Source organism: Reyranella sp. (assembly GCF_030651995.1).
In the GTDB taxonomy this organism is placed as follows: Bacteria; Pseudomonadota; Alphaproteobacteria; order Reyranellales; family Reyranellaceae; genus Reyranella.
Genome location: NZ_JAUSBN010000044.1, coordinates 20,473 through 45,546, shown reverse-complemented (window position 1 = coordinate 45,546; position 25,074 = coordinate 20,473). Strand labels below are relative to the sequence as shown.

The 25,074-nt window shown below is 67.2% G+C and carries 21 protein-coding genes and 1 pseudogene; 12 read left to right on the top strand and 10 right to left on the bottom strand.

Going from position 1 to position 25,074, the window contains the following annotated elements; genetic code table 11:
* The first annotated feature begins 37 nt into the window (after nucleotides 1-37).
* From Q7V45_RS13585 to Q7V45_RS13570, 4 genes are all read left to right on the top strand, one after another.
* A complete protein-coding gene (locus Q7V45_RS13585; protein ID WP_304852801.1) occupies nucleotides 38-3,004 on the top strand; it encodes a virulence factor SrfB in 2,967 nt (988 codons plus the stop codon).
* A gap of 6 nt (nucleotides 3,005-3,010) precedes the next feature.
* Nucleotides 3,011-5,680 (top strand): virulence factor SrfC family protein, encoded by a 2,670-nt coding sequence (locus Q7V45_RS13580; RefSeq protein WP_304852799.1) that lies wholly within the window; start codon nucleotides 3,011-3,013, stop codon nucleotides 5,678-5,680.
* A gap of 9 nt (nucleotides 5,681-5,689) precedes the next feature.
* The gene (locus tag Q7V45_RS13575; RefSeq protein ID WP_304852797.1) at nucleotides 5,690-6,793 is read left to right on the top strand and encodes a tetratricopeptide repeat protein; all 1,104 of its coding nucleotides are present in this window, start codon (nucleotides 5,690-5,692) and stop codon (nucleotides 6,791-6,793) included.
* Between the two features lie 194 nt (nucleotides 6,794-6,987).
* Complete coding sequence (locus tag Q7V45_RS13570; protein WP_304852795.1) at nucleotides 6,988-7,272, top strand: hypothetical protein; 285 nt, start codon at nucleotides 6,988-6,990, stop codon at nucleotides 7,270-7,272.
* A 180-nt stretch (nucleotides 7,273-7,452) separates the two neighbouring features.
* Here the strand turns inward: Q7V45_RS13570 and Q7V45_RS13565 are convergent, their stop codons facing one another.
* The 6 genes from Q7V45_RS13565 to Q7V45_RS13540 all read right to left on the bottom strand — a co-directional run bounded on the left by Q7V45_RS13565 (nucleotide 7,453) and on the right by Q7V45_RS13540 (nucleotide 12,239).
* Nucleotides 7,453-7,962 carry a hypothetical protein gene (locus Q7V45_RS13565; protein WP_304852793.1) on the bottom strand — a complete coding sequence of 170 codons (510 nt, stop codon included), beginning with the start codon at nucleotides 7,960-7,962 and terminating at the stop codon, nucleotides 7,453-7,455.
* Between the two features lie 16 nt (nucleotides 7,963-7,978).
* Entirely contained in the window at nucleotides 7,979-8,287 is a 309-nt protein-coding gene (cyoD, locus tag Q7V45_RS13560) for a cytochrome o ubiquinol oxidase subunit IV (protein ID WP_304852791.1), read from the bottom strand.
* A complete protein-coding gene (gene cyoC, locus Q7V45_RS13555; protein ID WP_304852788.1) occupies nucleotides 8,287-8,901 on the bottom strand; it encodes a cytochrome o ubiquinol oxidase subunit III in 615 nt (204 codons plus the stop codon). The genes cyoD and cyoC overlap by 1 nt, the downstream gene beginning before the upstream one ends.
* Nucleotides 8,898-10,871 (bottom strand): cytochrome o ubiquinol oxidase subunit I, encoded by a 1,974-nt coding sequence (cyoB, locus tag Q7V45_RS13550; protein ID WP_304852786.1) that lies wholly within the window; start codon nucleotides 10,869-10,871, stop codon nucleotides 8,898-8,900. The genes cyoC and cyoB overlap by 4 nt, the downstream gene beginning before the upstream one ends.
* 3 nt (nucleotides 10,872-10,874) lie before the next feature.
* Nucleotides 10,875-11,759, bottom strand: a complete 885-nt coding sequence (gene cyoA / locus Q7V45_RS13545) for a ubiquinol oxidase subunit II (protein ID WP_304852784.1) — start codon at nucleotides 11,757-11,759, stop codon at nucleotides 10,875-10,877.
* Between the two features lie 93 nt (nucleotides 11,760-11,852).
* A complete protein-coding gene (locus Q7V45_RS13540; RefSeq protein ID WP_304852782.1) occupies nucleotides 11,853-12,239 on the bottom strand; it encodes a hypothetical protein in 387 nt (128 codons plus the stop codon).
* 95 nt (nucleotides 12,240-12,334) lie between these two features.
* Between Q7V45_RS13540 and Q7V45_RS13535 the strand changes: the two are divergent.
* The 3 genes and pseudogenes from Q7V45_RS13535 to Q7V45_RS13525 form a co-directional block, all read left to right on the top strand.
* Nucleotides 12,335-12,988, top strand: a pseudogene (locus Q7V45_RS13535) (thiolase domain-containing protein); the annotation flags it as partial.
* 5 nt (nucleotides 12,989-12,993) lie between these two features.
* The gene (locus Q7V45_RS13530) at nucleotides 12,994-13,950 is read left to right on the top strand and encodes a hypothetical protein (RefSeq protein ID WP_304852780.1); all 957 of its coding nucleotides are present in this window, start codon (nucleotides 12,994-12,996) and stop codon (nucleotides 13,948-13,950) included.
* 10 nt (nucleotides 13,951-13,960) lie between these two features.
* Nucleotides 13,961-14,389 (top strand): N-acetyltransferase, encoded by a 429-nt coding sequence (locus tag Q7V45_RS13525; protein ID WP_304852778.1) that lies wholly within the window; start codon nucleotides 13,961-13,963, stop codon nucleotides 14,387-14,389.
* 175 nt (nucleotides 14,390-14,564) lie between these two features.
* On the opposite strand, the gene Q7V45_RS13520 is transcribed toward Q7V45_RS13525, so the two are convergent.
* Entirely contained in the window at nucleotides 14,565-15,362 is a 798-nt protein-coding gene (locus Q7V45_RS13520; RefSeq protein WP_304852776.1) for an SDR family NAD(P)-dependent oxidoreductase, read from the bottom strand.
* A 47-nt stretch (nucleotides 15,363-15,409) separates the two neighbouring features.
* A complete protein-coding gene (locus Q7V45_RS13515) occupies nucleotides 15,410-15,835 on the bottom strand; it encodes a VOC family protein (RefSeq protein ID WP_304852774.1) in 426 nt (141 codons plus the stop codon).
* Nucleotides 15,836-15,901: 66 nt separating this feature from the next.
* Between Q7V45_RS13515 and Q7V45_RS13510 the strand changes: the two genes are divergently transcribed.
* Entirely contained in the window at nucleotides 15,902-16,540 is a 639-nt protein-coding gene (locus Q7V45_RS13510; RefSeq protein ID WP_304852771.1) for a TetR/AcrR family transcriptional regulator, read from the top strand.
* Here Q7V45_RS13510 and xdhB read toward each other — a convergent pair.
* On the bottom strand, nucleotides 16,473-18,791 hold the full coding sequence (gene xdhB / locus Q7V45_RS13505) for a xanthine dehydrogenase molybdopterin binding subunit (protein ID WP_304852769.1): 2,319 nt from the start codon (nucleotides 18,789-18,791) through the stop codon (nucleotides 16,473-16,475). The genes Q7V45_RS13510 and xdhB overlap by 68 nt on opposite strands.
* A complete protein-coding gene (gene xdhA / locus Q7V45_RS13500; RefSeq protein ID WP_304852767.1) occupies nucleotides 18,788-20,173 on the bottom strand; it encodes a xanthine dehydrogenase small subunit in 1,386 nt (461 codons plus the stop codon). Before xdhA ends, xdhB begins: the two co-directional genes overlap by 4 nt.
* A gap of 80 nt (nucleotides 20,174-20,253) precedes the next feature.
* Here xdhA and Q7V45_RS13495 point away from each other — a divergent pair, with 80 nt between their 5' ends.
* The 4 genes from Q7V45_RS13495 to Q7V45_RS13480 are packed head-to-tail and all read left to right on the top strand — an operon-like array spanning nucleotide 20,254 to nucleotide 24,660.
* Nucleotides 20,254-21,153, top strand: coding sequence for a polysaccharide deacetylase family protein (locus Q7V45_RS13495; RefSeq protein ID WP_304852765.1), 900 nt, complete (start codon nucleotides 20,254-20,256; stop codon nucleotides 21,151-21,153).
* 1 nt (nucleotide 21,154) lies between these two features.
* Entirely contained in the window at nucleotides 21,155-22,078 is a 924-nt protein-coding gene (locus Q7V45_RS13490; protein WP_304852763.1) for a polysaccharide deacetylase family protein, read from the top strand.
* 3 nt (nucleotides 22,079-22,081) lie between these two features.
* Entirely contained in the window at nucleotides 22,082-23,416 is a 1,335-nt protein-coding gene (locus Q7V45_RS13485; protein WP_304852761.1) for an MmgE/PrpD family protein, read from the top strand.
* Between the two features lie 17 nt (nucleotides 23,417-23,433).
* Nucleotides 23,434-24,660 (top strand): ABC transporter substrate-binding protein, encoded by a 1,227-nt coding sequence (locus Q7V45_RS13480; protein ID WP_304852758.1) that lies wholly within the window; start codon nucleotides 23,434-23,436, stop codon nucleotides 24,658-24,660.
* The last annotated feature ends 414 nt before the right edge of the window (nucleotides 24,661-25,074 follow it).

Here is a 25,074-nt window from a genome sequence, read left to right as displayed (position 1 = left end):
CCTTACATACACATGATGATGGCCGTACTGGATTGACATGAGCGACCTCGCCCGCCTGCCGAGCTATCCCAGCCCGACGACGCTGATTGCCCGCTCCGGCATCCAGTTCCTCGACTTCGGGTTCGATCCGGTGCGCCTCAAGGTGCGCGAATGGGGCTTCCACGACGCCGCCGCCTCGAACGCGGTCGACGACCTGGTGCAGCTCGATTTCGACGAGGGCCACGGCCAGTACGAAGTGGTCGAGAATGGCCGCCGTCGTGCTGCCGACCCGAACCTGGTCATCACCGCGAAGGACGCGCTCGCGCCCTTCCTCGACAAGTGGGTCCCGGTGCCGTTCCTCCAGGTGCGGCCCAACAACCAGTTCCGCGAGGGCCCGGCCGACTGGGCGCGCGTGCGCGTGGTCGATCTCGAGGCGCGTTATGGCCCCGGCTATCGCGACGAGCAGGGCAACCGGTACCGCGCGGTGCTGGCCTTCGACACCGGCCTGATCGCCGAGGCCGAAGGCCGCGCCTACCTGGCCCCCTCGCCCAAGGACGTGACCTCCGGCGCCTTGTTCGCGCTGGCGCCGCAGCAGCGCGCCAATCACTGGCTGCTGCGCCAGGGCTGGATGGTGCAGTGGCTCGACGAGCTGTTTCGCGAGCTGCATCCGCGCGCGACCGCGGAAGAGATCGACAACGACATCAAGCAGAAGCCGCAGGAAGCCACGGCGCGCTATCTGGCCTTCCTCGGCCTGCTCGCCGCCGCGGCTCATTTCCCGCCGGTAAAGCTGGTGGGTGATGCCGAGCGGCCCGGACGCGGCGCGATCGAAGTGGATCTCGTGCTCGACGTCGGCAATTCGCGGACCTGCGGACTGCTGATCGAGGCGGCCGGCGAGCTGGGCGTCAACCTGAACGATTCCTACGAATTGGCACTTCGCGACCTCTCGCATCCCGAGGTCGTGCATACGCGCCCCTTCGAATCGCGCGTGGAGTTCGCGCAGGCCTGGTTCGGCAAGAACCACCTGTCGCGTCTCGGCGGACGCGCCGATGCCTTCGTGTGGCCCACCATGACGCGGGTCGGCCCCGAGGCGACGCGGCTGGCAGCCCGCCGGCGCGGCACCGAGGGCAATACCGGCATGTCGAGTCCCAAGCGCTATCTGTGGGACGAGGAGCCGCAGACACGCGAATGGCGCTTCAACGTGGCCTACGCCCAGGACCAGACGGCGATGCCGGCCGCAGCCGGGCCGATGGCCCAGCTCGTGAACCAGAAGGGCGAGCCGCTGCATCTGGTCGATCCCGATGCCGATTCGGCCGACCATCTGCCGGTGTTCGAACCGCTCTACTCGCGCTCCTCGGTGATGACCTTCGTGCTCACCGAAGTGCTGCTGCAGGCGCTGATGCTGATGAACTCGCCGCAGCAACGCGGCCGCCGCGCCCATGCCGAGACGCCGCGCCGCCTGCGCCGCATCGTGCTCACCCTGCCGACCGGCATGCCGCTGGCCGAACGCCTGATCTTCCGCAAGCGCGCCGAAGCGGCCCGCGATCTCGTCTGGATGATGATGGGCTGGAAACTGGACGATCCGGCAGCACCTGCGCCGCGCGTGCTCACCGACTGGGACGAGGCGAGCTGCACGCAGCTCGTCTATCTCTACACCGAGGTCGCGCGCAATTTCGGCGGCGACGCCCGGCGCTTCTTCCAGATCACGCGCAAGCCGCGCGGCAAGCCGGCGGACGATGTGCTCAGCATCGCGAGCATCGACGTGGGCGGCGGCACGACTGACCTGATCATCAACTCCTACCGCCTGGAGGGCGCCGGCACCTCCGTGACGCTGCTTCCGGAGCAGAAGTTCCGCGAGGGTTTCAACGTCGCGGGCGACGACATCCTGTTGCGCGTGGTGCAGGCCCATGTGCTGCCGCCGATCGAGGCGGCCCTGCGCACCGCGGGCATCGCCAACCCGGCCGACCTGATGGCCGAGCTGGTGGGCGGCGACCGCGGCGGCGAGGACGTGATCCAGCGCAACCTGCGCCAGCAGTTCGCCTTGCAGATTGCCCACCCGCTGGCGCTCGAATTCCTGCGCGCCGCCGAGACCTACGATCCGACGTCGGGCGTGGTCGCGGCCGAGCCACGCGCCTACGAAACCTTCTTCCCGGGTGGCGCCAGGCCGTCCGATGAAGTCGTGACCTTCGTGAACGAGGCGGCACGCAAGCGAGGCGCCCAGAATTTTGACCTGCGCGAGGTCGTCTTCCCGGTCGACCTGCCGGGCCTCGACAAGACGGTGCGGGCCGAGATGGGTCGCGTGCTGGCGCCGCTCGCCGAGATCGTCCACGCCTACGATTGCGACGTGCTGCTGCTGTCGGGCCGGCCCTCGCGCCTGCCCGGCATCCGCTCGCTGGTGATGGAACTGCTGCCGCTGCCGCCGGAACGGGTGATCTCGCTGCACGAGTACCGCGTCGGCGCCTGGTATCCGTTCCGCGACGCGCGCCTGCGGGTCGAGGATCCCAAGACGACCGTGGCAGTCGGCGCGATGATCGCGGCGCTGGCCCAGTCGCAGCTTCCGGATTTCTCCTTCCGCTCCGACCTGCTGCGCTCCAGGAGCATCGCCCGGTTCATCGGCAAGCTCGACGGCGGCGGCCGCCTGCAGAAGGAAGACCTCATCTATCGCGACGTCGATCTCGACAATCGCGAGTTCGAGCTGCCGGAAGTCGCCTTCGAATTCCGCGGGCCCATGTGGCTGGGCGCGCGGCAGCTCGACCTCGTGCGCTGGCCGGCGGCGCGACTCTACGCGCTCGAGTTCGCCAAGCCGGAATATGCCGAACGCCATGCGCGCGAGACTCCGTTCAGGATCGCGCTTGCCCGCGTGAAGCCCAAGGACAAGGAGTCGGGCGACGTCGAACGTTTCCGCCTTCGCCAGGTGACCAACCGCGACGGCCGCGCCATCGCTCTCGACCGCCTGACGCTTCGTCTCCAGACACTGCCGCGCCGTGAGGGCTACTGGCTCGACACCGGCATGCTCAAGACCGGTTAAAGGGACATGGACACAGTCGATCTCAAGCTGGCCCAGGATTGCGAGGCGCTGGCCGTCGCCGCGAGCGAGGGCGTCGCCTGGCTGAGGGATGCCGCCGAGCAGTCGCCGACGGTGGCGCAGCAGGCGCCGTCCCTGGTCAGCGAGCTGCAGAAGGTCCGCAACCAGAGCCGCAAGCTCGCGCGCGCCGCCCGGCGCCGCATGTGCGTGGGCGTGTTCGGCCCCAGCCAGGCCGGCAAGTCGTACCTGGTCTCCATCCTGGCGAGCCGCGACGGCCGCCCGCTGCAGGCCCGCTTCGCCGACAAGACCTACGACTTCCTGCGCGAGATCAACCCGCCGGGCAATCGCGAGTCGACCGGCCTGGTCACGCGCTTTGGCCTCGGCCTCAGCGACGGCTCGGCCGATTTCCCGGTGAAGGTGCGTCTGCTGACGCAGACCGACATCGTGAAGATCCTGGGCAACTCCTTCCTGCTGGACTTCGATCACCAGAAGGCCGAGTTCGTGCGGCCCGACGGCGCGGCGATCCGCAAGCGCCTGTCCGAGCTGCGCTTGAAAGCGCAGCCGACGCCGGTCGGCGATCTCGACTCCGACGACGTGCTCGACCTGATCGAGTATTTCGACACCTTCTTCGCCGGCGTCACCGCCGAGCTGCGCACCGATTTCTGGCGCGAGGCGATCGATCTCGCGCCGCGCCTGTCGGGACAGGACCGCGTCCGCCTCTGGTCCGTCCTGTGGTACGACTTCCAGCCCTTCACCGATCTGTACCTGACGCTCTACGACGGCCTGCAGAAGCTCGGCCACGCCCCCGAAGCGCTGCTCGGCATGGATGCGCTGATTCCGCGCGAAAAGAGCATCGTCGACGTGCTGACGCTCGACCGGCTGGGCGCCGATGCCGACGACCCGCTGATGGTGCGTCCGCGCCGCGCCGACGGCCGGTCCGCGCCCGACGCCCGCCTGCCGCGCTCGCTGGTCTGCGCCCTCACCGCCGAGCTGAACGTCGCAATCGACGAGAAGCCCTGGGACTTCTTCGATCATACCGACCTGCTCGATTTTCCAGGCGCGCGGTCGCGGCTGAAGCTCGCCAACCTCGACGACGTCGCCAAGTCCAAGGGCGTGGCCGAGGGCGCCAACCCGCTGCGCGAACTGCTGCTGCGCGGCAAGGTCGCCTATCTCTTCCAGCGCTACTCGGCCGAACGCGAGCTCAGCGCCATCCTGCTGTGCATTCCCGACGGCAATCAGGAAGTCCGCGACCTGTCCGACATGATGTCGGCGTGGATCGACCAGACGATCGGCGCCACGCCCGCGGACCGCGCCAAGCAGAAGAACGCGCTGTTCCTGGTGCTGACCAAGATGGACCGCGAGTTCGAGCAGAAGGCCGGCGAGACCGAGGAATCGCGCCGCCTGCGCTGGAGCGCGCGCCTCGGCAACTCGCTCGTCAACAATTTCCGCGGCGAGTGGCCGCTCGACTGGAACGGCAAGCCCTTCGACAACAGCTTCTGGCTGCGCAATCCGACCGTCATCGACGAACGGCTGATGGATTATGACGGCGGCCGCGAAGTCGGCATCGCCGAGTCGTTCGCCCAGCGCGCCGGCGAGCTGCGGCGCCATTTCATCGAGAACGAGGACGTGCGCCGGCACTTCGCCGATCCTGCGCTGGCCTGGGACGAGGCATTCCGCGCCAACGACGGCGGGGTGGCGCACCTGGTGAAGAGCCTGATCCCGGTCTGCGATCCCGCGATCAAGCGTGCCCAGGTGCGCGGCCAGCTCGAGATCCAGCTGCGCCGGCTGGTCGACCGGCTCGCCGGCTTCCACAGCGCCTCCGACGGCGACGCGCGGACGAAGAAGCGTGACCTCATCCACACGGTGCTGCGCGGCCTGGCGAACGTCATCCAGCAACAGCTCTTCGGCGAACTCGTCGGCGCCCTCCAGGTCGCCGACACGGCCTTGCGCGAGATCTACTTCCGCATCGCCACCGCCCGTTCCTCGGACGAGGGCCTGGGCAGGAACGGCAAGCCGCCTGCCGCCGCGGCACAGTCGACCGGCGCCGCGGTCGACATCGGCGCCATCTTTGCCGACGTGTTCGGTGAGGAGCCCGGTCGCGCGCCGCCGCCCTCCGGCGTGATCGAGGATCGCGCGGAGCGCTTCGCCCGCGAGGCCGCCGAGTACTGGCTGGAGAACATGCGCCGCATCGGCGCCGACGAGAAGGCGCTGTCGCATTTCGGCGTCGACCGCCAGCATCTCGGCTGGCTGATCGACGAGCTGATCGTGGGCGCTCATCGGCTGAAGCTGATCGACCAGCTCTCCCATGAGGTGCGCGAACTGGAGAATGCCGCCAACGCCAAATGGGAGGAGATCGCCGAGCGTCAGGTGCGCACGGCCTCCTCGGCGCTGAACGGCTATGTGAGCGCGCTGGGCTTCGACAAGCTGCCGCTCGACCAGCGGCCGGGCCTGCCGCCGAACGCTCCGCTGCGCCGCGTTTTCGAACACCCGGCGATCCTGGTCGACGGGATTCCGCAGCTCAGCGAGAACCCGGCGCCGATCTATGCCGACTACTGCAAGGACTGGATGCGCGCCTTCCTGCAGCTCGCCATGGACAATGTCGGGTACGAGGGCGGACGCGAGATCACGCCCGAGCAGAACGATCGGCTGGGCGCCATCCTGCGCACCGTGGCGGCGTAGAGCGTCTCGATGCCCGTTCGCGCGACCATCTCCCCGCTGCCCGAACCCGGCCACGCGCTGTTGCGCGTGAGCGAACTCGACGCCGCGCCGGACGGCCTCACGATCTCGATCCAGCGCCAGCAGGGTCCGGACACGCATCTCGCCGACGACGGCTGGCGTCGCACCGAGACGTGGCTGATGCCCGACGAGGTTCGGCGCACCGGCGAAGTCCTCGAATTCCATCTCGGGCCCGAGATCTGTGACCGGCTGGCCGGCATCGCGACCGTCAGGCTGCGGGTGCGCGAACCCGATATCGGCGTCGTGGGGACGACCGTCGTGGCCTGGCCTGCGATGCTGACCTCCGGCGCCGCCGGCGCATCGGGCAGCTACGACGACACGGTGCGGCTGCGTCGACGGCAGTCGCCGCCGCCGGCGCCCGAGCCGGAGCTACCGCCGCCGCTCGAGATCGCGCCCGAACCGCCGCCTCCGCCTCCGCCGCCGCCTCGTCCCGCACTTCGGGCGGCGCGCGATCCGTTGGCCGATGTCCCGACGCGCTCCGGTGCGACGGGCTGGATGATCGCCGCCGTCCTGGTCCTGCTCGCGGTCGGCGGCGGCTACTACTACTGGACCAACCATCTCCATCCGCCGGAGCCCGTCGTCGCCACGGCGCCGCCGCCCACGCCGACGCCCCTGCAGCCGCCGGCCGCGCAGCCGCCCGCCAAGTCGGTGCGCGAGACGGTGGCGGAGTATCTCGCGACCAAGCCAGCGCCCGATGCGATGCTGGCCAGGGCGCGGGATTTCGCCAAGGCGGGCGACATGGCTGCCGCGTTCCTGGTGTTTCGCCAGGCCGCCGAACAGGGCAATGCCGCCGCCCAGGTCGAGCTGGCGTCCTTCTACGATCCAACGAGTCCCACCAAAGGGGGCTTCCCGCACGACGGCACTCAGGCTGCGGACTGGTACGAGCGCGCCGCGCTGACGGGCCTCGCGGAAGCCCAGCGCAAGCTCGGTCTCCTCCTTGCCAAGGGCGGGGCTGGCCTCACCGCCGATGCCGCCAAGGCCAAGGTATGGTTGCAGCAGGCAGCAGCCCAGAACGATGCCGATGCGAAGAAGGCACTGGACGGTCTCCCAAAATGAAGATGAGCCTTTTGCTGCCGGTGACGGCGGCATTCCTTGCCGGACCTGCGCACGCACAAACAGCGAATAAGTCGGCAAGCCCGCCACCGCCCGGCGTTCTGACCTGTGGCGTCCTCAAAGCCGAGACCTCGAAGACGGGCGCTACGTCGACATGGTCCGTCTCAGGGCCCTCGGGCAAGAGCACCGAGACCGGCGTGCTGAAGAGCGGCCCGCGCTTCGACTGTCTCGACGGCGCCGTCCTGACCGTCGAGTTCACGTCGACGGCCGGTCATTCGTTCTTCGACGCGTATTTCCCCGACGGCACCAACATCGGCTACGGCCGCCAGCAGATCGACCGCCGCAACGCGCGCGTCGTCCTGCCCGTGCAGGCCAAGGCCCGCATTGCCGCCCCATACCGGGCCGCCTTCGACTATCACTGCAAGCTCAGCATGCCGGCCGACCCGATCACACCGGCCATGCGCGCGGAGTGCGCTTTCTAGAGTCTTTCCGTCTCAATTTGAGCATTCACCTCATCCTGAGGAGCCGTGCGAAGCGCGGCGTCTCGAAGGATGGGCAACAAACGGGGGCTCGTGCCCACCCTTCGAGACGTTCTCTGCGTTCGCTCCTCAGGGTGAGGTGATTGTTGGGATCGACTCGATTCAATTTCGCCCGGAAAGACGCTACTGACGGAACCTCAGGCTGACCGCCAGCATGCGCAGCGACAGCAGGCCGAGGCTGAGGCCCAGCATACCGAACAGCAGGCTGGGCTCCTCGAGCGCCGCGCCGCGATAGGGAAAGACCTGGCCGCCGGTCAGCATGATCAGCCAGATCACCGCCCAACTCGCCATCTCGAAGAACGAGGCGGCGCCCGGCACGTAGTTCGCCGGCTTGGCATAGGGCCCGAAGCGCACCCGCCAGAACAGGTAGGCGGACATCGCCACGAACCAGAGGAAGCTCAGGAACTGCACGGCCGTCAATAGGGTCGCAGGCTTGGCGATGCGGCACCAGAAGGCCGGCAGGCCCGAGGCGCACAGGCCGTCGAGCGCCTTGTCCGTGAAGCCGACCGCTCCCTCCGCCAGGGCGGTGTTCGCCAGGACGATATAGGCAAGCACCATAGCCGGTATGGGCGAGAGGACCAGGATCCACTCCCACGCCAGGATCGGCGTCATCTTCGACTTGACCTGCGCCATCCGTCGCAACCGCAGGCTAGGTCATCATGCGGGTGTGCAGGTCGAACATGATCCAGAAGCTGCCGCCCACCATGATGAACAGCAGGATGCAGGTGAAGACCAGCGCCAGGATGTTCTCGCGCGGCGTGGTGGTGAAGTTGATGTGCAGGAAGAAGCGCAGATGGACCAGCACCTGCAGCACCGCGGCGATGCCGATGACGAGCAAGGTGCGCTGCGGCGGCAGGGCATGGGTGTAGACCAGCCAGAACGGAACGGCGCTCAGGATGACGGCCAGCACGAAGCCGATCAGGTAGGAGCGAAGGGCGTGAGGGGGTTGGTGTTCCATCACAGCAGTCCCGGCAGGTAGACGATGGAGAAGATGCCGACCCAGGCGATGTCGAGGAAATGCCAGAAGAGGCCGAGCCGGTAGAGCCTCGAGGCGACGGGCAGGGTGAGACCCTTCAACGCGACCTGGGCGCCCAGCACCACGATCCAGATCAGGCCCATGGTGACATGGACGCCGTGCGTCCCCACCAGGGTGAAGAAGGCCGAGAGGAAGCCGCTGCGGTCGGGACCGGCGCCCTTGGCGATCATGCCGGCGAACTCGCGCACCTCGAGGAACACGAAGGCCGCGCCCAGCACGAACGTGATGGCGAGCCACAGCAGCACGGCGCCGCGATTGCCCGCCTTCACCTGCAGGCTGGCGAAGCCGAAGGTCATGCTGGAAACCAGCAGCAGCGCCGTCTCGATGGCGGCGTTGTCGAGTTCGAAGAGTTCCTTGCCGGTGGGACCGCCGTCCGTGCCGGGGATCATGATCGCGTAGGTCGCGAACAGCAGGGCGAAGATCACGGCATCGCCCATCAGGTAGAGCCAGAAGCCCAGCGCCCGCTGCTCGTGGGTCTCGATTTCCTCGCGCTCGTGGGCCGTCATGGAGGGCGCACTCATGGGGGCGACGCTCATGAGCGGCTCCCCAGCTGCCGGTAGCGCTGATCCTCGATCGCCTTCACCTCGGCCGCCGACATCGTGAACTCCTGGTCGTCATTGGAGGAGCGGACGATCACGGCGGCGAACAGGACGAGGCCCGAGGCCAGCACCAGCCACCAGATGTGCCAGACCATGGCGAAGCCCAGGACGAAGCCGAAGGCGCCCAGGATCACGCCGATCGGCGTGTTGGACGGAATGCGGATCGGCTCGTAGGCGGCCGGCCGCCGGTAGGCGATGCCCTTCTCCTTCATCTCGAGGAAGGCCTCGCGGTCGCCCACCGTCGGGATCACCGCGAAATTGTACGGCGGCGGCGGCGACGAGGTGGACCATTCCAGGGTGCGGCCGTCGAACGGATCGCCGGTGAGGTCGCGCGTCTTGGCGCGGTCGCGGATCGAGACATAGAGCTGCATCACCATGCAGCCGATGCCGCACAGGACGACCAGCGCACCGGACGCCGCGACCAGCAGATAGGGCTGCCAGGTCGGATCGTTGTAGGTCTCCATGCGGCGCGGCATGCCCTTCAGGCCGAGCAGGTAGAGCGGCATGAAGGCGAGATAGAAGCCGATGATCCAGCACCAGAAGGCGCCGAGGCCCCAGCCACGATGGAAGGCGAAGCCGAAGGCCTTGGGGAACCAGTACATGTAGCCGGCGAGGTAGCCGAACAGCACGCCGGGGATGATCATGTTGTGGAAGTGCGCGACCAGGAAGGTCGTGTTGTGCATCAGGAAGTCGGCCGGCGGGATGGCCAGCAGCACGCCGGTCATGCCGCCGATGACGAAGGTCACGATGAAGCCGATGCTCCACATCATCGACGGGTGGAACTCGATGCGGCCGCGATACATGGTCAGCAGCCAGTTGAACACCTTCACGCCCGTGGGCACGGCGATGATCATGGTCATGACGCCGAAGAAGGCGTTGACGTTGGCGCTGGAGCCCATGGTGAAGAAATGGTGCAGCCAGACGGTGAAGGACAGGATGCCGATCGCCGCCGTCGCATAGACCAGCGATTCGTAGCCGAACAGGCGCTTGCGCGAGAAGGTCGACACGACCTCGGAGAAGATGCCGAAGGCCGGCAGGATCAGGATGTAGACTTCCGGATGGCCCCAGATCCAGAACAGGTTGACGTAGTTCATCATGTTGCCGCCATGCGCATTCGTGAAGAAGTGCATGCCGGCGAGGCGGTCGAGGGCGAGCAGGCCGCAGGCCACGGTGATGGCCGGGAAGGCGAAGGCCATCAGCACCGAGGCGACGAGCGCGGTCCACACGAAGGGCGTCATGCGCATCAGGGTCATGCCCGGCGCGCGGCGCTTCAGGATCGTCACGATGAAGTTGATGCCCGACATCGTCGAGCCGACGCCCGATATCAGGATCGCCCAGATCCAGTAGTCGACGCCGACGCCGGGATTATACTCGATGCCCGAATAGGGCGGATAGCCGGTCCAGCCCGCGGTCGAGAACTTGCCGATCACCAGCGAGACCATGACCAGCGCTGCGCCCGCCGCGCTCAGCCACAGGCTGACCGCGTTCAGCCACGGGAAGGCCACGTCGCGCGTGCCGATCTGCAACGGCACGATGACGTTCATCAACCCCGTCATGAACGGCATCGCCATGAAGAAGATCATGATGGTGCCGTGCGAGCTGAAGATCTGGTCGAAATGCTCGGGCGGCAGGTAGCCGCCGGAATTCAGCGCCATCGCCTGCTGGGCGCGCATCATCAGGGCGTCGACGAAGCCGCGCAGCAGCATGATCAGCGCCAGCACGACGTACATGATGCCAATGCGCTTGTGGTCGACGCTGGTCAGCCAGTCGGTCCAGAGATACTTCCAGGCCTTCAGGTAGGTGAGCACGATGGCCACCAGCAGCGCGCCGCCCACGGTCACGGCAGCGCCGCCCGCGGCGATGGGGCTGTAGAGCGGCAGGGCCTCGATCGTCAGTTTGCCGAACATCCGCTATCTCCGGACCGGCGCGGAGTGCGCGTGGCCGCTGTGCCTGTATTTGTCGATGATCGAGTCGAACAGCTTGGGCTCGACCGTCGAATAGTAGGTGATGGGGTTGGCGCGGCTCTGGGCCGCCAGGGCGGGATAGGTCGTGGCGTCGAGCCTCGTGCCGCCCTGTTTGGCACGTGCCACCCAGGCGTCGAAGTCCGCCTGGTTCATGGCCTTGACCTCGAAATGCTGCTGCGAGTAGCCGCCGCCGCTGTACTGGCTGTTGCGGCCGACGAAGGTGCCGGGCTGGTCGGCCAGCATCTGCAGCCGCGTCTGCATGCCGGCCATGGCGTAGATCTGGCCGGCGAGCTGCGGCACGTAGAAGGAATTCATCACCGTGTCGGAGGTGATGCGCAGGCTGACCGGTCGGCCCGCCGGAAAGACGAGCTGGTTAACGACGGCGATGCCCTGCTCGGGATAGATGAACAGCCACTTCCAGTCCTGGGCCACGACCTGGACGTCGATCGGGGGCTCCTTGGATTCCAGCGGACGATAGGGATCGAGCCGGTGCGTGGCGCGCCACAGCAGGACTGCGACAGCAATGACGATGACGGCCGGGATCAGCCAGGTGAGGGCGTCGATTTTGACCGAGTTGGCCCAGGTCGGCGCGTAGACGGCCTTTGTGTTGGAGGCGCGATACCTCCAGGCGAACCACAGGGTCAGGACGATGACCGGAACGACCACGATCATCATCACGCAGAAGGCGTCGAACAGCAGATTCCGCTCAGCGAGCGCGATCGGACCCTTCGGATCGATCACGGCTGCATGCCTGAGGTCGCAGGCGCCCGTCAAGACGGCCAAGCCGGCCGCGAACGCCGCTCCCCACCATCGAGTTACAGCCAGCCTCACGCTCCCTCGCCCCGATGTCTTGAACACTCAGGCGACAGTGAAGCTCGCTCTTGTCTTGAGCAACGATTCTTTTGTTACGTTTGGGTTCGAGAATCAGGTCTTCTGGCCGGCTGGCGCGGGCGGCGCGGCGGGTGCCGCCTTGCCGGCCGGATCCTTTGCGGTGCAGACGTCGGCGCGGAGACGCTCCTTCAAGGTCGCGATCTGATCCTCGATCTGCCTGTTCGCGAGCTTCTGCTTCTCGATCTGCTCTTCCAGCGCCTTCACCTGCGCGGCGTCGGGACCGGCCGGCGCGGGGGGCGCCGGCGGCGCCGGCAGCTGGACCGCCACGTTCACGATCGGTCGGTAGAAGAGGTACCAGCCCAGCCCCAGCCCAGCGGCGAGCAGGAAGAACCCGCCCAGCAGCCCGCCCATGATCCAGGGCCAGCGCGGCGCCGGCTGCTCTTGTGTCGTCTGTTCGGGCGGCGGAAGGGAGGCGGCCATATACCAGTGAGGCTCCGGTTGAGGGGCGCAGTCAACACCCGCCGCGCGGCGGAATTTGGGCGCCGCGCTGACCGCGCGGAGGCTCTTGCATCGCCCAGAATGGCGCCAAGAATCCCTATGCGCACTTCCAGAAGGAGTTCGCCTACGAGTTCTGCCGCACGCCGTCGGACAAGAACCCCTTCGTCGCCGGCCCGCTGAAGCGCACAGACTGCTCGCCCGTCACGGACGGTGCGGCGGCGGTGATCCTGACCGATGTCGGCACGGCGCTCGGAATGAAACAGGCGATCGCCTTCCGTGCCGCCGAGCACGTCAACGATTTCCTGCCGATGAGCCGCCGCGACATCATCAAGTTCGAGGGGCCGCAGCTCGCCTGGCAGCGGGCGCTGAAGTCGGCGCATCTCGACCTGCTCGACCTCTCCTTCGTCGAGAGCCACGACTGCTTCACCTCGGCCGAGCTGATCGAGTACGAGGCGATGGGCCTCACGGCGCCGGGCGAAGGCGAGCGCGCCATCCACGAAGGCTGGGTCGAGCGCGACGGCAAGCTGCCGGTCAACGTCTCGGGCGGCCTCAAGGCCAAGGGCCATCCGGTCGGCGCCACCGGCGTCAGCATGCACGTGATGTCGGCGATGCAGCTCTCGGGCACCGCGCCGGAAGGCCTGCAACTGCCCAAGGCGAAGCTGGGCGGCGTGTTCAACATGGGCGGCGCCGCCGTCGCCAACTATGTGAGCATCCTCGAGCCGATCCGCTAAAGCGCGTGCGCGCCGTCGGTCCTCGCGAGAGCGACGCCATCCTGGGCGCCATGCGTCAGGTGGCGCTGGCCGGCGGGCGGGCGCTCAGCTACGCCGACACGGCGAGCATCCTGGCGGCGGGGCACTATCTGCTGCGCCGCCGCGGCCTCACCGATCTCGGCACGCTTCCCGCGGTCGAGCCGGCCGACCTCGTCGCGGCGCTGCCGGACCGCGCGCTGGCGGAGGAGGCGGTGAAGTATCTCGCCGTCATGGCAATGGTCGACGGCACGCTCGATCGCGGCAAGCTCAGGCGCGTGCTGGAATATTCCCGCGCCCTCGACATCGAGGCCGACTATCTCACCGACCTCGTCGAAGCGGCCTCGGGACATCTCGCCTGGGCCACCGCCGACATGTGGCGCAAGAATTTCGACAGCGTACTCAGCCGATCCTCTGAAGGGCTCGATCCCGACATCTGGATCCGGCCGTACGCCGGCGCCAATGCCGATCCGACGCTGGTCGCGCGCTACGAGGCGCTGGGCCGTCTGCCGCAGAACAGTTTCGGCAAGGCCCTGTGGGATTTCGACAAGGCGAACGGCTATCCCTTCCCCGGCGATCCGGCGGCGCTCAACGCCGCCTTCGGCACGGCGCACGATTCGACGCACGTGATCTCGGGCTACGACACCAGCGCGCGCGGCGAGCTCCTCGTCTCGACCTTCACGGCCGGCATGCATCCGATCAATCCGATGAGCGGCCACATCCTGCCGGTGATCTTCTTCTTTCACTTCGGCGAGCAGCTGAACGACGTGGGCCACGCCGGCAAGGGCGGCCTCGATCCCGACGAGTTCTGGCACGCCTGGGCGCGCGGCGCCGAGATGACGGTCGACCTGTTCGATCCGACGTGGAACGTCTGGGACTGGGTCGAGCACGATCTCGACGAGCTGCGCCGCCACTGGAACGTGACGCCGCCGGGGAACCGGCGTTAAAGGCGATCACGTGACCGACATCGATTTCGAAATTGCCCTGACCGATGCGCCGCCTGCCGATATGCGTGACGAGCTGGGCAAGGGGTTGCGTGCCTTCAACACCGCGCTGCTCGGCCCGATTGACGGCGCACCGCTCGCGATCACGATTCGATCGAGGGACGGGACATTGCTCGGCGGCCTCTATGGCCGCACCGGCTTTCGCCGAATGTTCGTCGAGCTGCTGTTCATCCCCGAATCTTTGCGCGGCAGGGGACTCGGCTCAAAGCTGCTGCAACAGGCCGAAGCCGAAGCGAAGCGCCGCAATTGCATCGGCGCCTGGCTCGAAACATTCAGCGCCGAAGCGAGGCGCGTCTACGAGCGCAACGGTTACCGTGTGTTCGGGGAAATCCCCGACTACCCACCTGGCAACACACGCTACTTTCTGTCGAAGGACTTCTAGGACCTTCTCGCCCCGATCAAAAACGACCTCACCCTGAGGAGCGGTCCGCAGGACCGCGTCTCGAAGGGTGGGCAACAGGCGCAGTGCTCGTGCCCATGCTTCGAGACGGCTGCGGAGTTTACCCCGAGGTACTCGAGGGGCAGCCTCCTCAGCATGAGGTTGGTGCTGACTGTCGCTAGACCACCGGGCTGGCGCCGCCGTCGACGTTGATGGCGACGCCGGTGATGAAGGAGCCGGCGTCGGAGCAGAGGAAGCAGGCCATGCGGGCGAATTCCTCGGCCTTGCCCATGCGGCCGAGCGGGATGCGGCCCTTGGCCATGCCGGCCAGGAATTCCTCATAGGTCTTGCCCTCGCCCGCCGCGGTCTTGTGGCGGCGCGCCCACTGGTCGCTCTCGATGAGGCCCACGAGCATCGCGTTGACGAGGATGTTGTCCTTGGCGAGTTCCTGGCTCATCGCCTTGGTGAGGGCGAGGCCCGCGGCGCGGCTGACGCTGGTCGGCGTCGAGTTGGCGGTCGGCGCCTTGGCGCCGATGTTCAGCACGTTGACGATGCGGCCCCACTTGCGCTCGCGCATGCCGGGGATCGCCGCGCGGCTGAGACGGATGGCGGCAAACAGCTTGAGGTCGAGGTCGCCCTGCCAGTCCTCGTCGGTCACGGTCTCGAACGACTTGGCGTGGCTGATGCCGGCATTGTTCACGACGATGTCGACCTTGCCGAACTCGGCCTCGATCTTCTTGAACGTGTCGGCGATCGGCGCGGCCTTCGCGACGTCGCAGGAATAGGCCTCGATCTTGATATTGGCCTTGCCCGCCGCCTTCTGCACCTCGGCCTTCGCGGCAGCCAGCGCGTCCTGCTTGCGCGCCAGCAGTGCGACCGACGCGCCCGACGCCGCGAACTCCTTGGCCATGGCGAGGCCCAGGCCCGTGCTCGCGCCGGTGATCACGGCCACGCGGCCATCCATACGTACGTCCATCTTGTCCTCCCGAAAGCTTCAAAATCGGGCGACACCTTATCCATCGATCAACGTGGCAGCGAGTCCGGCGCGTATTGCTGGGCGAACTCGGCGCTCGGCTGAATCGGCTTGATGACGTCGATGGCGATGCCGTTGGGATCCTCGGTGATGAAGTGCCGCTGGCCGAAAGGTTCGTCGCGCAGCGGCAGGTGAATCTTCAGTCCCGCCGCCTGCGCCTGGGCATAGAGCGCATCGACATCGTCGACCTCGACGTTCACCAGCACACCCGATGCCTTCCGCCGGAACGGCGCGGGGATCGTCTCGTGGCGATAGTCGAGGATGGCGAGGTTCGCCTTGTCCGAGTCCCTGCTGGTGAGATGGACGTACCAATCCGACTCGAAGGCGCGGCGGAAGCCGAAATGCTTCTCCCAAAACGCGGCGGTGCCGGCGACGTCGTCGGTGCAGAGCACGGTGTAGAATTCCCTGAGCTGCATTGCCCTCTCCTCTCCGGCCATTTACATACAATCAGTATGTGAACGATTTAGATACAGGATGTATGTATGTCAAGACCGCGAACGCAGGCGGAGCGGCTGGCCGTCACGCGCGCGACGTTGCTGCGGGAAGCCCGGCTGATCTTCGCCGCCTCCGGCTACGATGCGGCGGCGACCGAGGAGATCGTGCAGCGGGCCGAGGTGACGCGCGGGGCGCTCTACTATCACTTCAAGGACAAGCGCGCGGTGTTCGAGGCCATCGTGGAAGAGGTGGCGCGCGAGATCGCGGCGGCGATCGACAAGAGGGCCGAGCCCGTCGGCGATCCGCTGCAGGCGCTGATCGAGGGCACGCGCGCCTTCCTCGATGCCTGCCTCGATCCCGCCGTGCGCCGCATCTACCTGATCGATGCGCCCGCCGTGCTGGGCTGGCATCGCTGGCGCGAGATCGATGCGCCGCATGGGCTGCGCTCGCTGCGCGAGGGCGTGGCGGCGGTGCTGGCGGCGCATCCGAATCCGGGCCTCGGCGTCGAGCCGGTCACGTTCCTTCTCTCCGGCGCCTTCAACGAAGCCGCTCTGTGGGTCGCCGAAGCCACGGACGAAAAGGCCGCACGCCGCGAGATGGACCGTACCCTGGTCCAGCTCATGGAGCGGCTGTTCGGGTCTCCCGCCGAACCTGCTCGACCGCCGCGAGCACGCGCTCGGGCGTAGCCGGCGCGTCGAGCCGCACCGGCACCTTGCCGTTGCCCGCCGCGCCGATCGCGTCCTTGAGGGCTGTCCAGACCGCAGTCGCGAGCATCAGCGGCGGCTCACCCACCGCCTTGGAGCGGAAGATCGTCGCCTCGCGCGAGGGCGCGTTCTCGAGCAGCCTGACATTGAACACCGGCGGCACGTCGCGGCTGCCGGGGATCTTGTAGGTCGACGGACCCGCCGTGCGCAGCCGGCCCTTGGCGTCCCACCACAGTTCCTCGCAGGTGAACCAGCCCTGGCCCTGCACGAAGGCGCCCTCGATCTGGCCGAGGTCGATCGCGGGATTGAGCGACTGGCCGCAATCCTGGACGAGGTCGGCGCGCAGTACGCGGCTCTCGCCGGTCAGCGTGTCGATCGCGACCTCCGCCATCGCGGCGCCAAAGGAGAAGTAGAAGAACGGCCGGCCGCGCATCGTGGCCGGATCCCAATGGATTCTGGGCGTCTTGTAGTAGCCGGTCGAGGAGAGCGAAACGCGACCCAGCCAACACAGCCGGGCGAGCTCGCCGAAGCTCAGCACCTGGTTGCTGCCGGGCTTGGCGATGCGCACGTTGCCGTCGGCGAATTCGATGTCGGCTTCGGCCACGCCGAAATGCTCGGCGGCAAAGGCCACCATGCGCCCGCGGATCGTGTTCGCCGCCTCCCACGCCGCCCATCCGTTGAGGTCCGAGCCCGTCGAGGCCGCAGTCGCCGAGGTGTTGGGCACCTCGGCGGTCGAGGTGGCGGACGGCCGGATGCGGTCGACATCGACCTGGAACACTTCGGCCACCACCTGGGCCACCTTGATGAACAGCCCCTGCCCCATCTCGGTGCCGCCATGGTTCAGGCGGATCGACCCGTCGGTATAAACATGCACCAGCGCGCCCGCCTGGTTCATGTGCGGCAGGTTGAAGGAGATGCCGAACTTAAGCGGAAAGAGTCCCAGCCCGCGCTTCAGCACGGGGTTGGCCGCATTGAAGGCATCGATCTCGGCCCGCCGCCGCTCCAGTTCGCCGCCGGCCTTCACTTCGGCCCAGCAGCGCTCCAGATGATTCTCGTCGACCGTCTGGCCGTAAGGCGTTTCGTCCCGGCCCTCGGCATAGAAGTTGAGCGCGCGCACCTCGACCGGATCGCGCCCCAGATGGAGCGCGATCCGGTCGAGCGCATCCTCCATCATCACGACGCCCTGCGGTCCGCCGAAGCCGCGGAACGCCGTGTTCGACTGCTTGTTGGTGCGGCAGGCATAGCCCACGGCCCGGAAATGCGGGATCCAGTAGGCGTTGTCCGTATGGGTGAGCGCCCGCGTCACGACGCCGGGAGTCATGTCGAGACTCCAGCCGGCATCGGCCGCGAGCACGGCGTCAAGCGCCAGCACGCGGCCTTCATTGTCGAAGCCCACCGTGTAGCGGTAGTCGAAGCCATGGCGCTTGCCGGTCGTCAGCATGTCGACCTCGCGCGGCAGGCGAAGCTTCACCGGCCGGCCGGTATGGTTCGCCGCGACGGCTGCCGCGGCCGCGACCCAGGTGGCATTGCTCTCCTTGCCACCGAAGCCACCGCCCAGACGCCGAACGACCGCCGTCACGCGGTTGAAGTCCCAGCCGAGTAGCCGGGCGCAGACATGCTGGACCTCGGTCGGATGCTGGGTCGAGGAATGGACGGTGATGTCGCCATCCTCGCCGGGCAGCGCGAAGGCGATCTGGCCCTCGAGGTAGAAATGCTCCTGCCCGCCGACGCTGAATTCGGCGGTGAGGCGATGCGGCGCGGCGGCCAGCGTCGTCTCCGGATCGCCGCGCAGGATCGTGGCCGGCGCCTGCACATAGGATTCGCGGGCCAGTGCCGTCGCGATGTCGAGGACCGGCTCCTCGGCCTCGATCTCGACGACGGCCTTTTCGGCGGCGGCCCGCGCGACATCGAGGGTCTCGGCAACGACCATCGCCAGGGTCTGGCCCGCGAACTCGATCCGGTCGACGGCGAACAGCGGCTCGTTCCTGCCGATGGCCGCGATGTCGTTTCGCCCGGGAATATCCTGGGGGCCCAGCACCGCCACCACGCCCGGCATTGCCGACGCTGCGGAGAAATCGGTCTTCACGAGTCGTCCGCAGGCGACCGTGCTCAGCACCAGGGCTGCATGCAGCGTGCCCGGCGGCTCGGGCATGTCGTCGATATAGAGCGCCTGTCCCGTGACGTGCTTCAGCGCGCTGTCGTGGCGTCGCGCGACGTGGACCTTGCCGCTCACAGCGCCTCGACCTCCAGCACGCGCCCCGGCTCGGCCAGGCGCAGCTCCAGCCGCCGCAGCAGGTTGGCCGCGACCTGCCGTCGATAGGCGGCCGAGCCGCGCCAGTCGTCGAGCGGCTTGAAGTCCTTCCCGATGGCGGCAATGGCGGCCGCAAAACCGTCCTTCAGCAGGGCCGCCTCGGCCGCAGGCGCCCGGCGCGGGGTTGCCGCCATGCCGCCAAACGCCAGCCGCGCATCCTCGATTTTGCCGTTGCGGATGCGCACGCGGTAGGCGCCGGCGACGGTCGAGATGTCCTGGTCGCGGCGTTTGCTCACCTTGTCGCAGTGGAAGGTCTCGCCCTCCCACAGGCGCGGCATCGAGAGACTCTGGATGATCTCGTCGGGCGCCAGCGCCGTCCTGCGATAGTCGAGGAAGAAATCGTCGAGCAGGACGTCGCGCGCGCCCCGCCGCGAGACCAGCGTCAGGCTGGCTTCCAGCGCCAGCAGCGCCGACGGCATGTCGCCGATCGGCGAGGCCGTTCCGATATTGCCGCCGATCGTGCCCATGTTGCGGATCTGCCGCGACCCCAGCCGCGAGAGATACGGGCGCAAGGCGGGAAAGGCCTCGATCAGGGTCGGTGCCGCATCGGTGTAGGTCGCAGCGGCGCCTATGGTGATCTTGTCCGCGGTCGCAGAGATCGCGGCCAGCTCGGGCACGTGCAGGAGGTGGATCACGGCCTCCGGGGGCTTGCGCTCGCGGCTCGCCAGCAGGCCGAGATCGGTGCCGCCGGCCAGCAGCCGCGCCTCGGGATGGGCGGCCCGCAGGGCCAGGAGCTCCTCGAGGCTGCGCGGGACAAAGAAGACGCCCTCGAATGTGGTCGACTGCGTGCGCGGCGATGCAAGCGGCGCGGGCGGCGGCTCGACGGCCAGGCCGGCGATCCGCGTCATCGCCTCGACGATCGGCCGGTAGCCGGTGCAGCGGCACAGATTGCCGGCCAGCGCATCGTGGATCGCATCCGGATCCGCGGTCCCGCCGCCGCTGGCGTAGGCCACGGCCGACATGACGAAGCCCGGCGTGCAGAATCCGCATTGCGTGGCATCGGCCTCGGCCATCGCGGTCTGGACCGGGTGCGGCCCACCGTCGACGCCCCTCAGCCCTTCGACCGTGCGCACCGACTGGCCGTCGAGCTGGCCCAGCAGGACGATGCAGGAATTGACCGCGTCGCGGCGGCCCTCGCGCTCCAGAACCACGGTGCAGGCGCCGCAATCGCCCTCTGCGCAGCCCTCCTTGGTCCCGCGCAGGCCGCGATGGTCGCGCAGCCAGTCGAGCAGGGTGGTCATCGGCGGGATGCCGACGATCTCCACCTGACTGTCGTTGAGGGTGAAACGAACGTTATCCGCCATGCGAACAGGATGCTGGGCGTTGAAGTACAACGCAACACGTGTTGCACTCCGCATGCCAACCCAAGAAAGAAAGTCCCCGGATGGACCCCTATCGTTTCGGCTATTCCCCCATCGTCGAACGGCCGAAGCTTTCCTGGCCCAACAATGCGAGGGTCGCGGTCTGGGTCTGTCCCAACATCGAGCACTACGAATACCTCCCGGCCGAGGTCCGTGTGCGCAACCCGTGGCCGCGCATGCCGCACCCCGACGTGCTGGGCTATGGCGGCCGCGACTACGGCAACCGGGTCGGGCTGTGGCGCATGTTCGAGGTGCTGGACAAGCACAGCATCCGCTGCACCGTCTCGCTCTCGATGTCGGTGATCGAGATGTATCCCGAGATCCTCGAGGCGATGGAAGCGCGCCGCTGGGAATATATGAGCCACGGCTACTTCAACACGCGCTATCACTGGGGCTACAGCGAGCAGGAGGAGCGCGAGGTCATCGAGCACAGCAAGGCGACGCACCTGCGCCTCACCGGCCGCAAGCTGCGCGGCTGGTTCTCGCCGGCGGTCTCCAACACGCTGAACACGCCCGACCTCGTGAAGGAAGCCGGCCTCGAGTATTTCTGCGACTTCTATCACGACGACCAGCCGACGCCGCTCGCAACCAAGCACGGCCCGCTGATCCACGTCCCCTACTCGATGGATCTCAACGACGCGATGATCTACCGCCAGCCGGTCGAGGCCGAGGAATTCGCCCAGATGATCATCGACCATTTCGACACGGTCTATCGCGAGGGCGGCGAGAACGGCCGCGTCATGTGCCTCGCGCTGCATCCCTACATGATGGGGGCACCGCACCGGCTGAAGCATCTCGACCGCGCGCTGTCCTACATCCGCCAGCACAAGGATGCCTGGGTCTGCACCGCCGAGGAGATCCTCGACTGGTACGTCGCGAACGGGCTGAAACCCTACCAGCAGCATCTCGGGAAGGACGCCTGACATGAGCACCGTTCCCAAGAACCCGCCGCCGCTGCCCGCCGGGATGGACAATCCCTGGTACGACTACGCCCCCTATCCGAAGCGGCCCAAGCTCAACTGGCCGCGCAATGCCCGAGTGGCCTTCTACGTCGTGCTGCATCTGGAATATTACGAGCTGCTGCCGCCCGAGGGCATCGTGAAGGACAGCCGCTTCACCGGTGAGTTCGGCACCTACCATCCCGACTACCGCACCTGGACGCAGCGCGAATACGGCAACCGCACCGGCATCTTCCGAGTCCTCGACGTGCTGGATCGCTACCAGATCCGGGCCGGCGTGGCGGTCAATGCAATGGCGGCCGAACGCTATCCGTTCCTCATGGAGCAGTTCCGCAAGCGGAACTACGAGATCATCGGCCACGGCGTCTCGGCCAATCGCATGATCAGCTCGAAGATGAGCGAGGCCGAGGAGAAAGCCGAGATCGCAACCTCGATCGCCGCCCTCGAGAAGGCGACCGGCGCGGCGCCCAAGGGCTGGCTTGGCCAGGAATATGGCGAGAGCCAGCGCACGCCGAAGCTGCTGGCCGAGGCCGGCCTCGACTACGTTCTCGACTGGCCCAACGACGACCAGCCCTATCCGATGCATGTCGGCGACGGCCGGAAGTTCGTCTCGCTGCCCAACCAGCCTGAGTGGGACGACGTGCAGCAGCTCTGGCTGCGGCGCATCAACACCGCGCGCTATCCCGACATCGTGGGCGATGCCTTCGAGCTGCTGCATCACGAGGGCGGACAGGTGTTCAACCTGTCGATCCATCCCTGGCTGATGGGCATGGCGCATCGCATCAAGTATCTCGACGAGGCGCTGCGACGCGTCGAACGGTTCGGCAATATCTGGCAGGCGACGCCGGGCGAGGTGGCCAGGCACTATCGCGAAACGATGATGGGCTGAAGCGTGACCAGGTTCTGGCTCGATACGCTCGCGGAGTTCATCGCGGACTTCCGTCTGGAGACGCTGAAGCCCGCCACGGTCGAGCAGACCTCCTACGTCATCCTCGACACCATCGGGGCCATCGTGGGCGGCGCGGCCGAACCCGAAATGCAGGCGCTGACGGCCAGGCTCACGGTCAGCCCGGTCGGCGAGGCCTCCGTGATGGGCACCGGCAAGACGGCCGTGTCGGCCGCCGCCGCCTTCCTGAACGGCACCGCCGGAACCTTCCTCGAAATGGACGAGGGCAACCGCTTCGCCAAGGGCCATCCCTCGATCCATGCCCTGCCCGCCGTCTGGGCGATGGCCGAGATCAAGGGCCTCTCCGGCAAGGCGGCAATGGAGGCGCTGATCCTGGGTTACGAGGTCGGCGCGCGCATCGGCATCGCGGCCTCCCTGCGGCCCGACATGCACCCGCACGGCACCTGGGGCACGGTGGGCGCCGCGGCCGCCGTCGCGAAGCTGCTCGGCTACGACGCGGCGCGGATCCGCGAGACGATCAACGTCGCCTCCTCGCTGACGCTCGCCAGCTCCAAGCGCACGATGCTGGAGGGCGGCACGGTGAGGAACGCCTATGCCGGCATCTCGAACCGCATGGCGCTCATGGCGATCGACCTCGTCGAAACGGGCTTCATCGGCGAGCGCGACGGGCTGTCCAGCGTGTTCGGCAGGGTCGTGTCGGAGCGCTTCGACACGACGCGCATGATCGACGGGCTCGGCCGCGACTGGCAGATCGACCAGAACTATTTCAAGCTCCATTCCTGCTGCCGTTACAATCACGGCGCGCTCGATGCACTCGACCTCCTGCTGGCGCAGGAAGCGGTCGCTGCGGACGCGGTCGAGCGCGTGGATGTGGCCAGCTATCTCTATGCCGCCGAGCTCGACGACCAGGCGCCACGCAACACGCTGGCCGGCAAGTTCTCGGTGCCGTTCGCCGTGGCCACGCGCCTCGTGCGCGGCTCCTCGCGGGTCGAGAACTTCACCTGGGACGCCCTGCGCGACGAGAAGGTGCAGGCCTTCGCCAAGCGCGTCTTCGTGACCGAGGACGAGGCGATGACGGCCAGGCTGCCGCAGTTCCGCCCGGCCCGGGTCGATGTCCGCCTGCGCGATGGCCGCACGCTGTCCGCCGCCGTCGAGGCCAATCGCGGCGACGACCAGGATCCCTACTCGCGCGACGAGCTCACGGGAAAGTACTTCTCTCTGACGGCACGGATGTTGCCTCACGAAGTCGCCGACGAAATGCGGAAGAAGATTCTGGAATTGGATAGCATCGCCGACATACGCTCGATCTTCCCTCGTTGATCTGCCGGGAGGTTTTCGTGACCAAGCAACGGAAGTCTGGGGTTTCGCGTCGGACCTTCATCGCGGGTGGCACCGTGCTGGCGTCCGGAGCGATCGGCGCACCCGGGCTGGTCGGCGCCCAGCCGGCCGCCGTGAAGGTCGGCATGATCCATCCCGTCACCGGCTTCGTCGCCTACAACGGCCAGCAGAGCCGGCTCGGCGGCACGATGGCCATCGAGGACGTGAACAAGGCGGGCGGCATCAAGGCGATGGGCGGCGCAAAACTCGAAGCGCTGCTGGGCGACAGCCAGTCCAAGGTCGAGGTCGGCGTCAGCGAAGTCGAGAAGATGAACGAGCAGGGTGTGGCCGCCTATATCGGCTGCTTCCAGAGCCCGGTCGGCATCGCCGCCAGCCAGGCCGCCGCCAAGTACGGCACGCCCTTCCTGGTCGATGTCGGCGCCTCCGACCTGCTGATGAACCGCGGCCTCAAGAACGTGTTCCGCCTGAAGCCGGGCTTTGGCGTCTGCGTCGACGACGGCATCGCCTCCCTGGGAGCGCTGAACAAGGCCGCCAACGGCGTCGCCAAGACCGCCGTGATCGTCCACGAATCGGGCGAATTCGGTACCGGCACGGCCAAACTGCTGTCCACCAAGCTGCCCTCGATCGGCATCGCGGCGAAGGAGCTGATCGCCCACGACAATCCCACGCGCAACTTCGACAACATTGCGCTGCGCATCCGCTCGCTGGCGCCCGATATCGTCATGATGTCGAACTACGGCAACGAATACATGCTGCTGGCGCGCACGCTCTACCAGCAGAAGGTGAACGTCGCGGGCTTCTTCTCGATCCTGGGCGGCGGCTTCAACTACAAGTTCGTCAAGGAGATGCCCGACGTCTCCCAGTACATGATGGACGTGAACCACTGGTACAACCCGAAGAGCCCGCAGGCCCAGGCGCTGAAGAAGCGCGTCGAGGCCACCGGCGCGCTGTTCACCTTCGAGGTCTATCTCACCTACACCAACGTGATGCTGCTGGTCGACGCGCTGGAAAATGCCGGTTCGGCCGACAAGGAGAAGCTCATCGCGGCGCTGGCCGCCTCGACCTTCAAGGCCGAGCTGATGCCCTATGGGCCGACCAAGTTCGTCAACGGCCAGAACCAGGGCGGGCGGCCGGCGACCATGCAGTCGCTCAAGGGCGACATCGAGGTGATCGCACCCGAGGAGTTCGCCTCGGCCAAGGCGGTGTTCCCCAAGCCGAAGCTCTAAGGGCTTCCGGGTGAATTTGAATCGTATCGAACTTTCCAACGAGGACCTCGCCCTGAGGAGCGAACGCAGTGAGCGTCTCGAAGGGTGGGCACGAGCACCGCGTCTGCTGCCCATCCTTCGAGACGGCGCTTCGGACCTCCTCAGAGGCTGACTCGAAATGAATGCAGCTAAAACAAGAGGCTATGAACAGCCCCGAAAACCTCACCCTGAGCCGCCAGCGCGGATGGCGCTGCCCACGGACCATGAACAGGTTATCGTGTGGGGCTTAGTCCAACGCCTCCTCCGCAGTCTCGCCAAACAGTTCGGTCAGCAACTCGTCCCGATCCAAGCCTCCCCATGACCCCAACCCATGTGTTCATGGAGAGAGGAGCATCGCGCAGCGATGCGTCTCGAAGGGTGGGAACGCGCACCTTG

Bases quoted from the DNA above. Each gene is read 5' to 3' on its own strand.
- Q7V45_RS13585 (WP_304852801.1), top strand. From the start codon at position 38: ATGAGCGACCTCGCCCGCCTGCCGAGCTATCCCAGCCCGACGACGCTG.
- Q7V45_RS13580 (WP_304852799.1), top strand. From the start codon at position 3,011: ATGGACACAGTCGATCTCAAGCTGGCCCAGGATTGCGAGGCGCTGGCC.
- Q7V45_RS13575 (WP_304852797.1), top strand. From the start codon at position 5,690: ATGCCCGTTCGCGCGACCATCTCCCCGCTGCCCGAACCCGGCCACGCG.
- Q7V45_RS13565 (WP_304852793.1), bottom strand. From the start codon at position 7,962: ATGGCGCAGGTCAAGTCGAAGATGACGCCGATCCTGGCGTGGGAGTGG.
- cyoD (WP_304852791.1), bottom strand. From the start codon at position 8,287: ATGGAACACCAACCCCCTCACGCCCTTCGCTCCTACCTGATCGGCTTC.
- cyoC (WP_304852788.1), bottom strand. From the start codon at position 8,901: ATGAGCGTCGCCCCCATGAGTGCGCCCTCCATGACGGCCCACGAGCGC.
- cyoB (WP_304852786.1), bottom strand. From the start codon at position 10,871: ATGTTCGGCAAACTGACGATCGAGGCCCTGCCGCTCTACAGCCCCATC.
- Q7V45_RS13540 (WP_304852782.1), bottom strand. From the start codon at position 12,239: ATGGCCGCCTCCCTTCCGCCGCCCGAACAGACGACACAAGAGCAGCCG.
- Q7V45_RS13520 (WP_304852776.1), bottom strand. From the start codon at position 15,362: ATGGACGTACGTATGGATGGCCGCGTGGCCGTGATCACCGGCGCGAGC.
- Q7V45_RS13515 (WP_304852774.1), bottom strand. From the start codon at position 15,835: ATGCAGCTCAGGGAATTCTACACCGTGCTCTGCACCGACGACGTCGCC.
- Q7V45_RS13510 (WP_304852771.1), top strand. From the start codon at position 15,902: ATGTCAAGACCGCGAACGCAGGCGGAGCGGCTGGCCGTCACGCGCGCG.
- xdhA (WP_304852767.1), bottom strand. From the start codon at position 20,173: ATGGCGGATAACGTTCGTTTCACCCTCAACGACAGTCAGGTGGAGATC.
- Q7V45_RS13495 (WP_304852765.1), top strand. From the start codon at position 20,254: ATGGACCCCTATCGTTTCGGCTATTCCCCCATCGTCGAACGGCCGAAG.
- Q7V45_RS13490 (WP_304852763.1), top strand. From the start codon at position 21,155: ATGAGCACCGTTCCCAAGAACCCGCCGCCGCTGCCCGCCGGGATGGAC.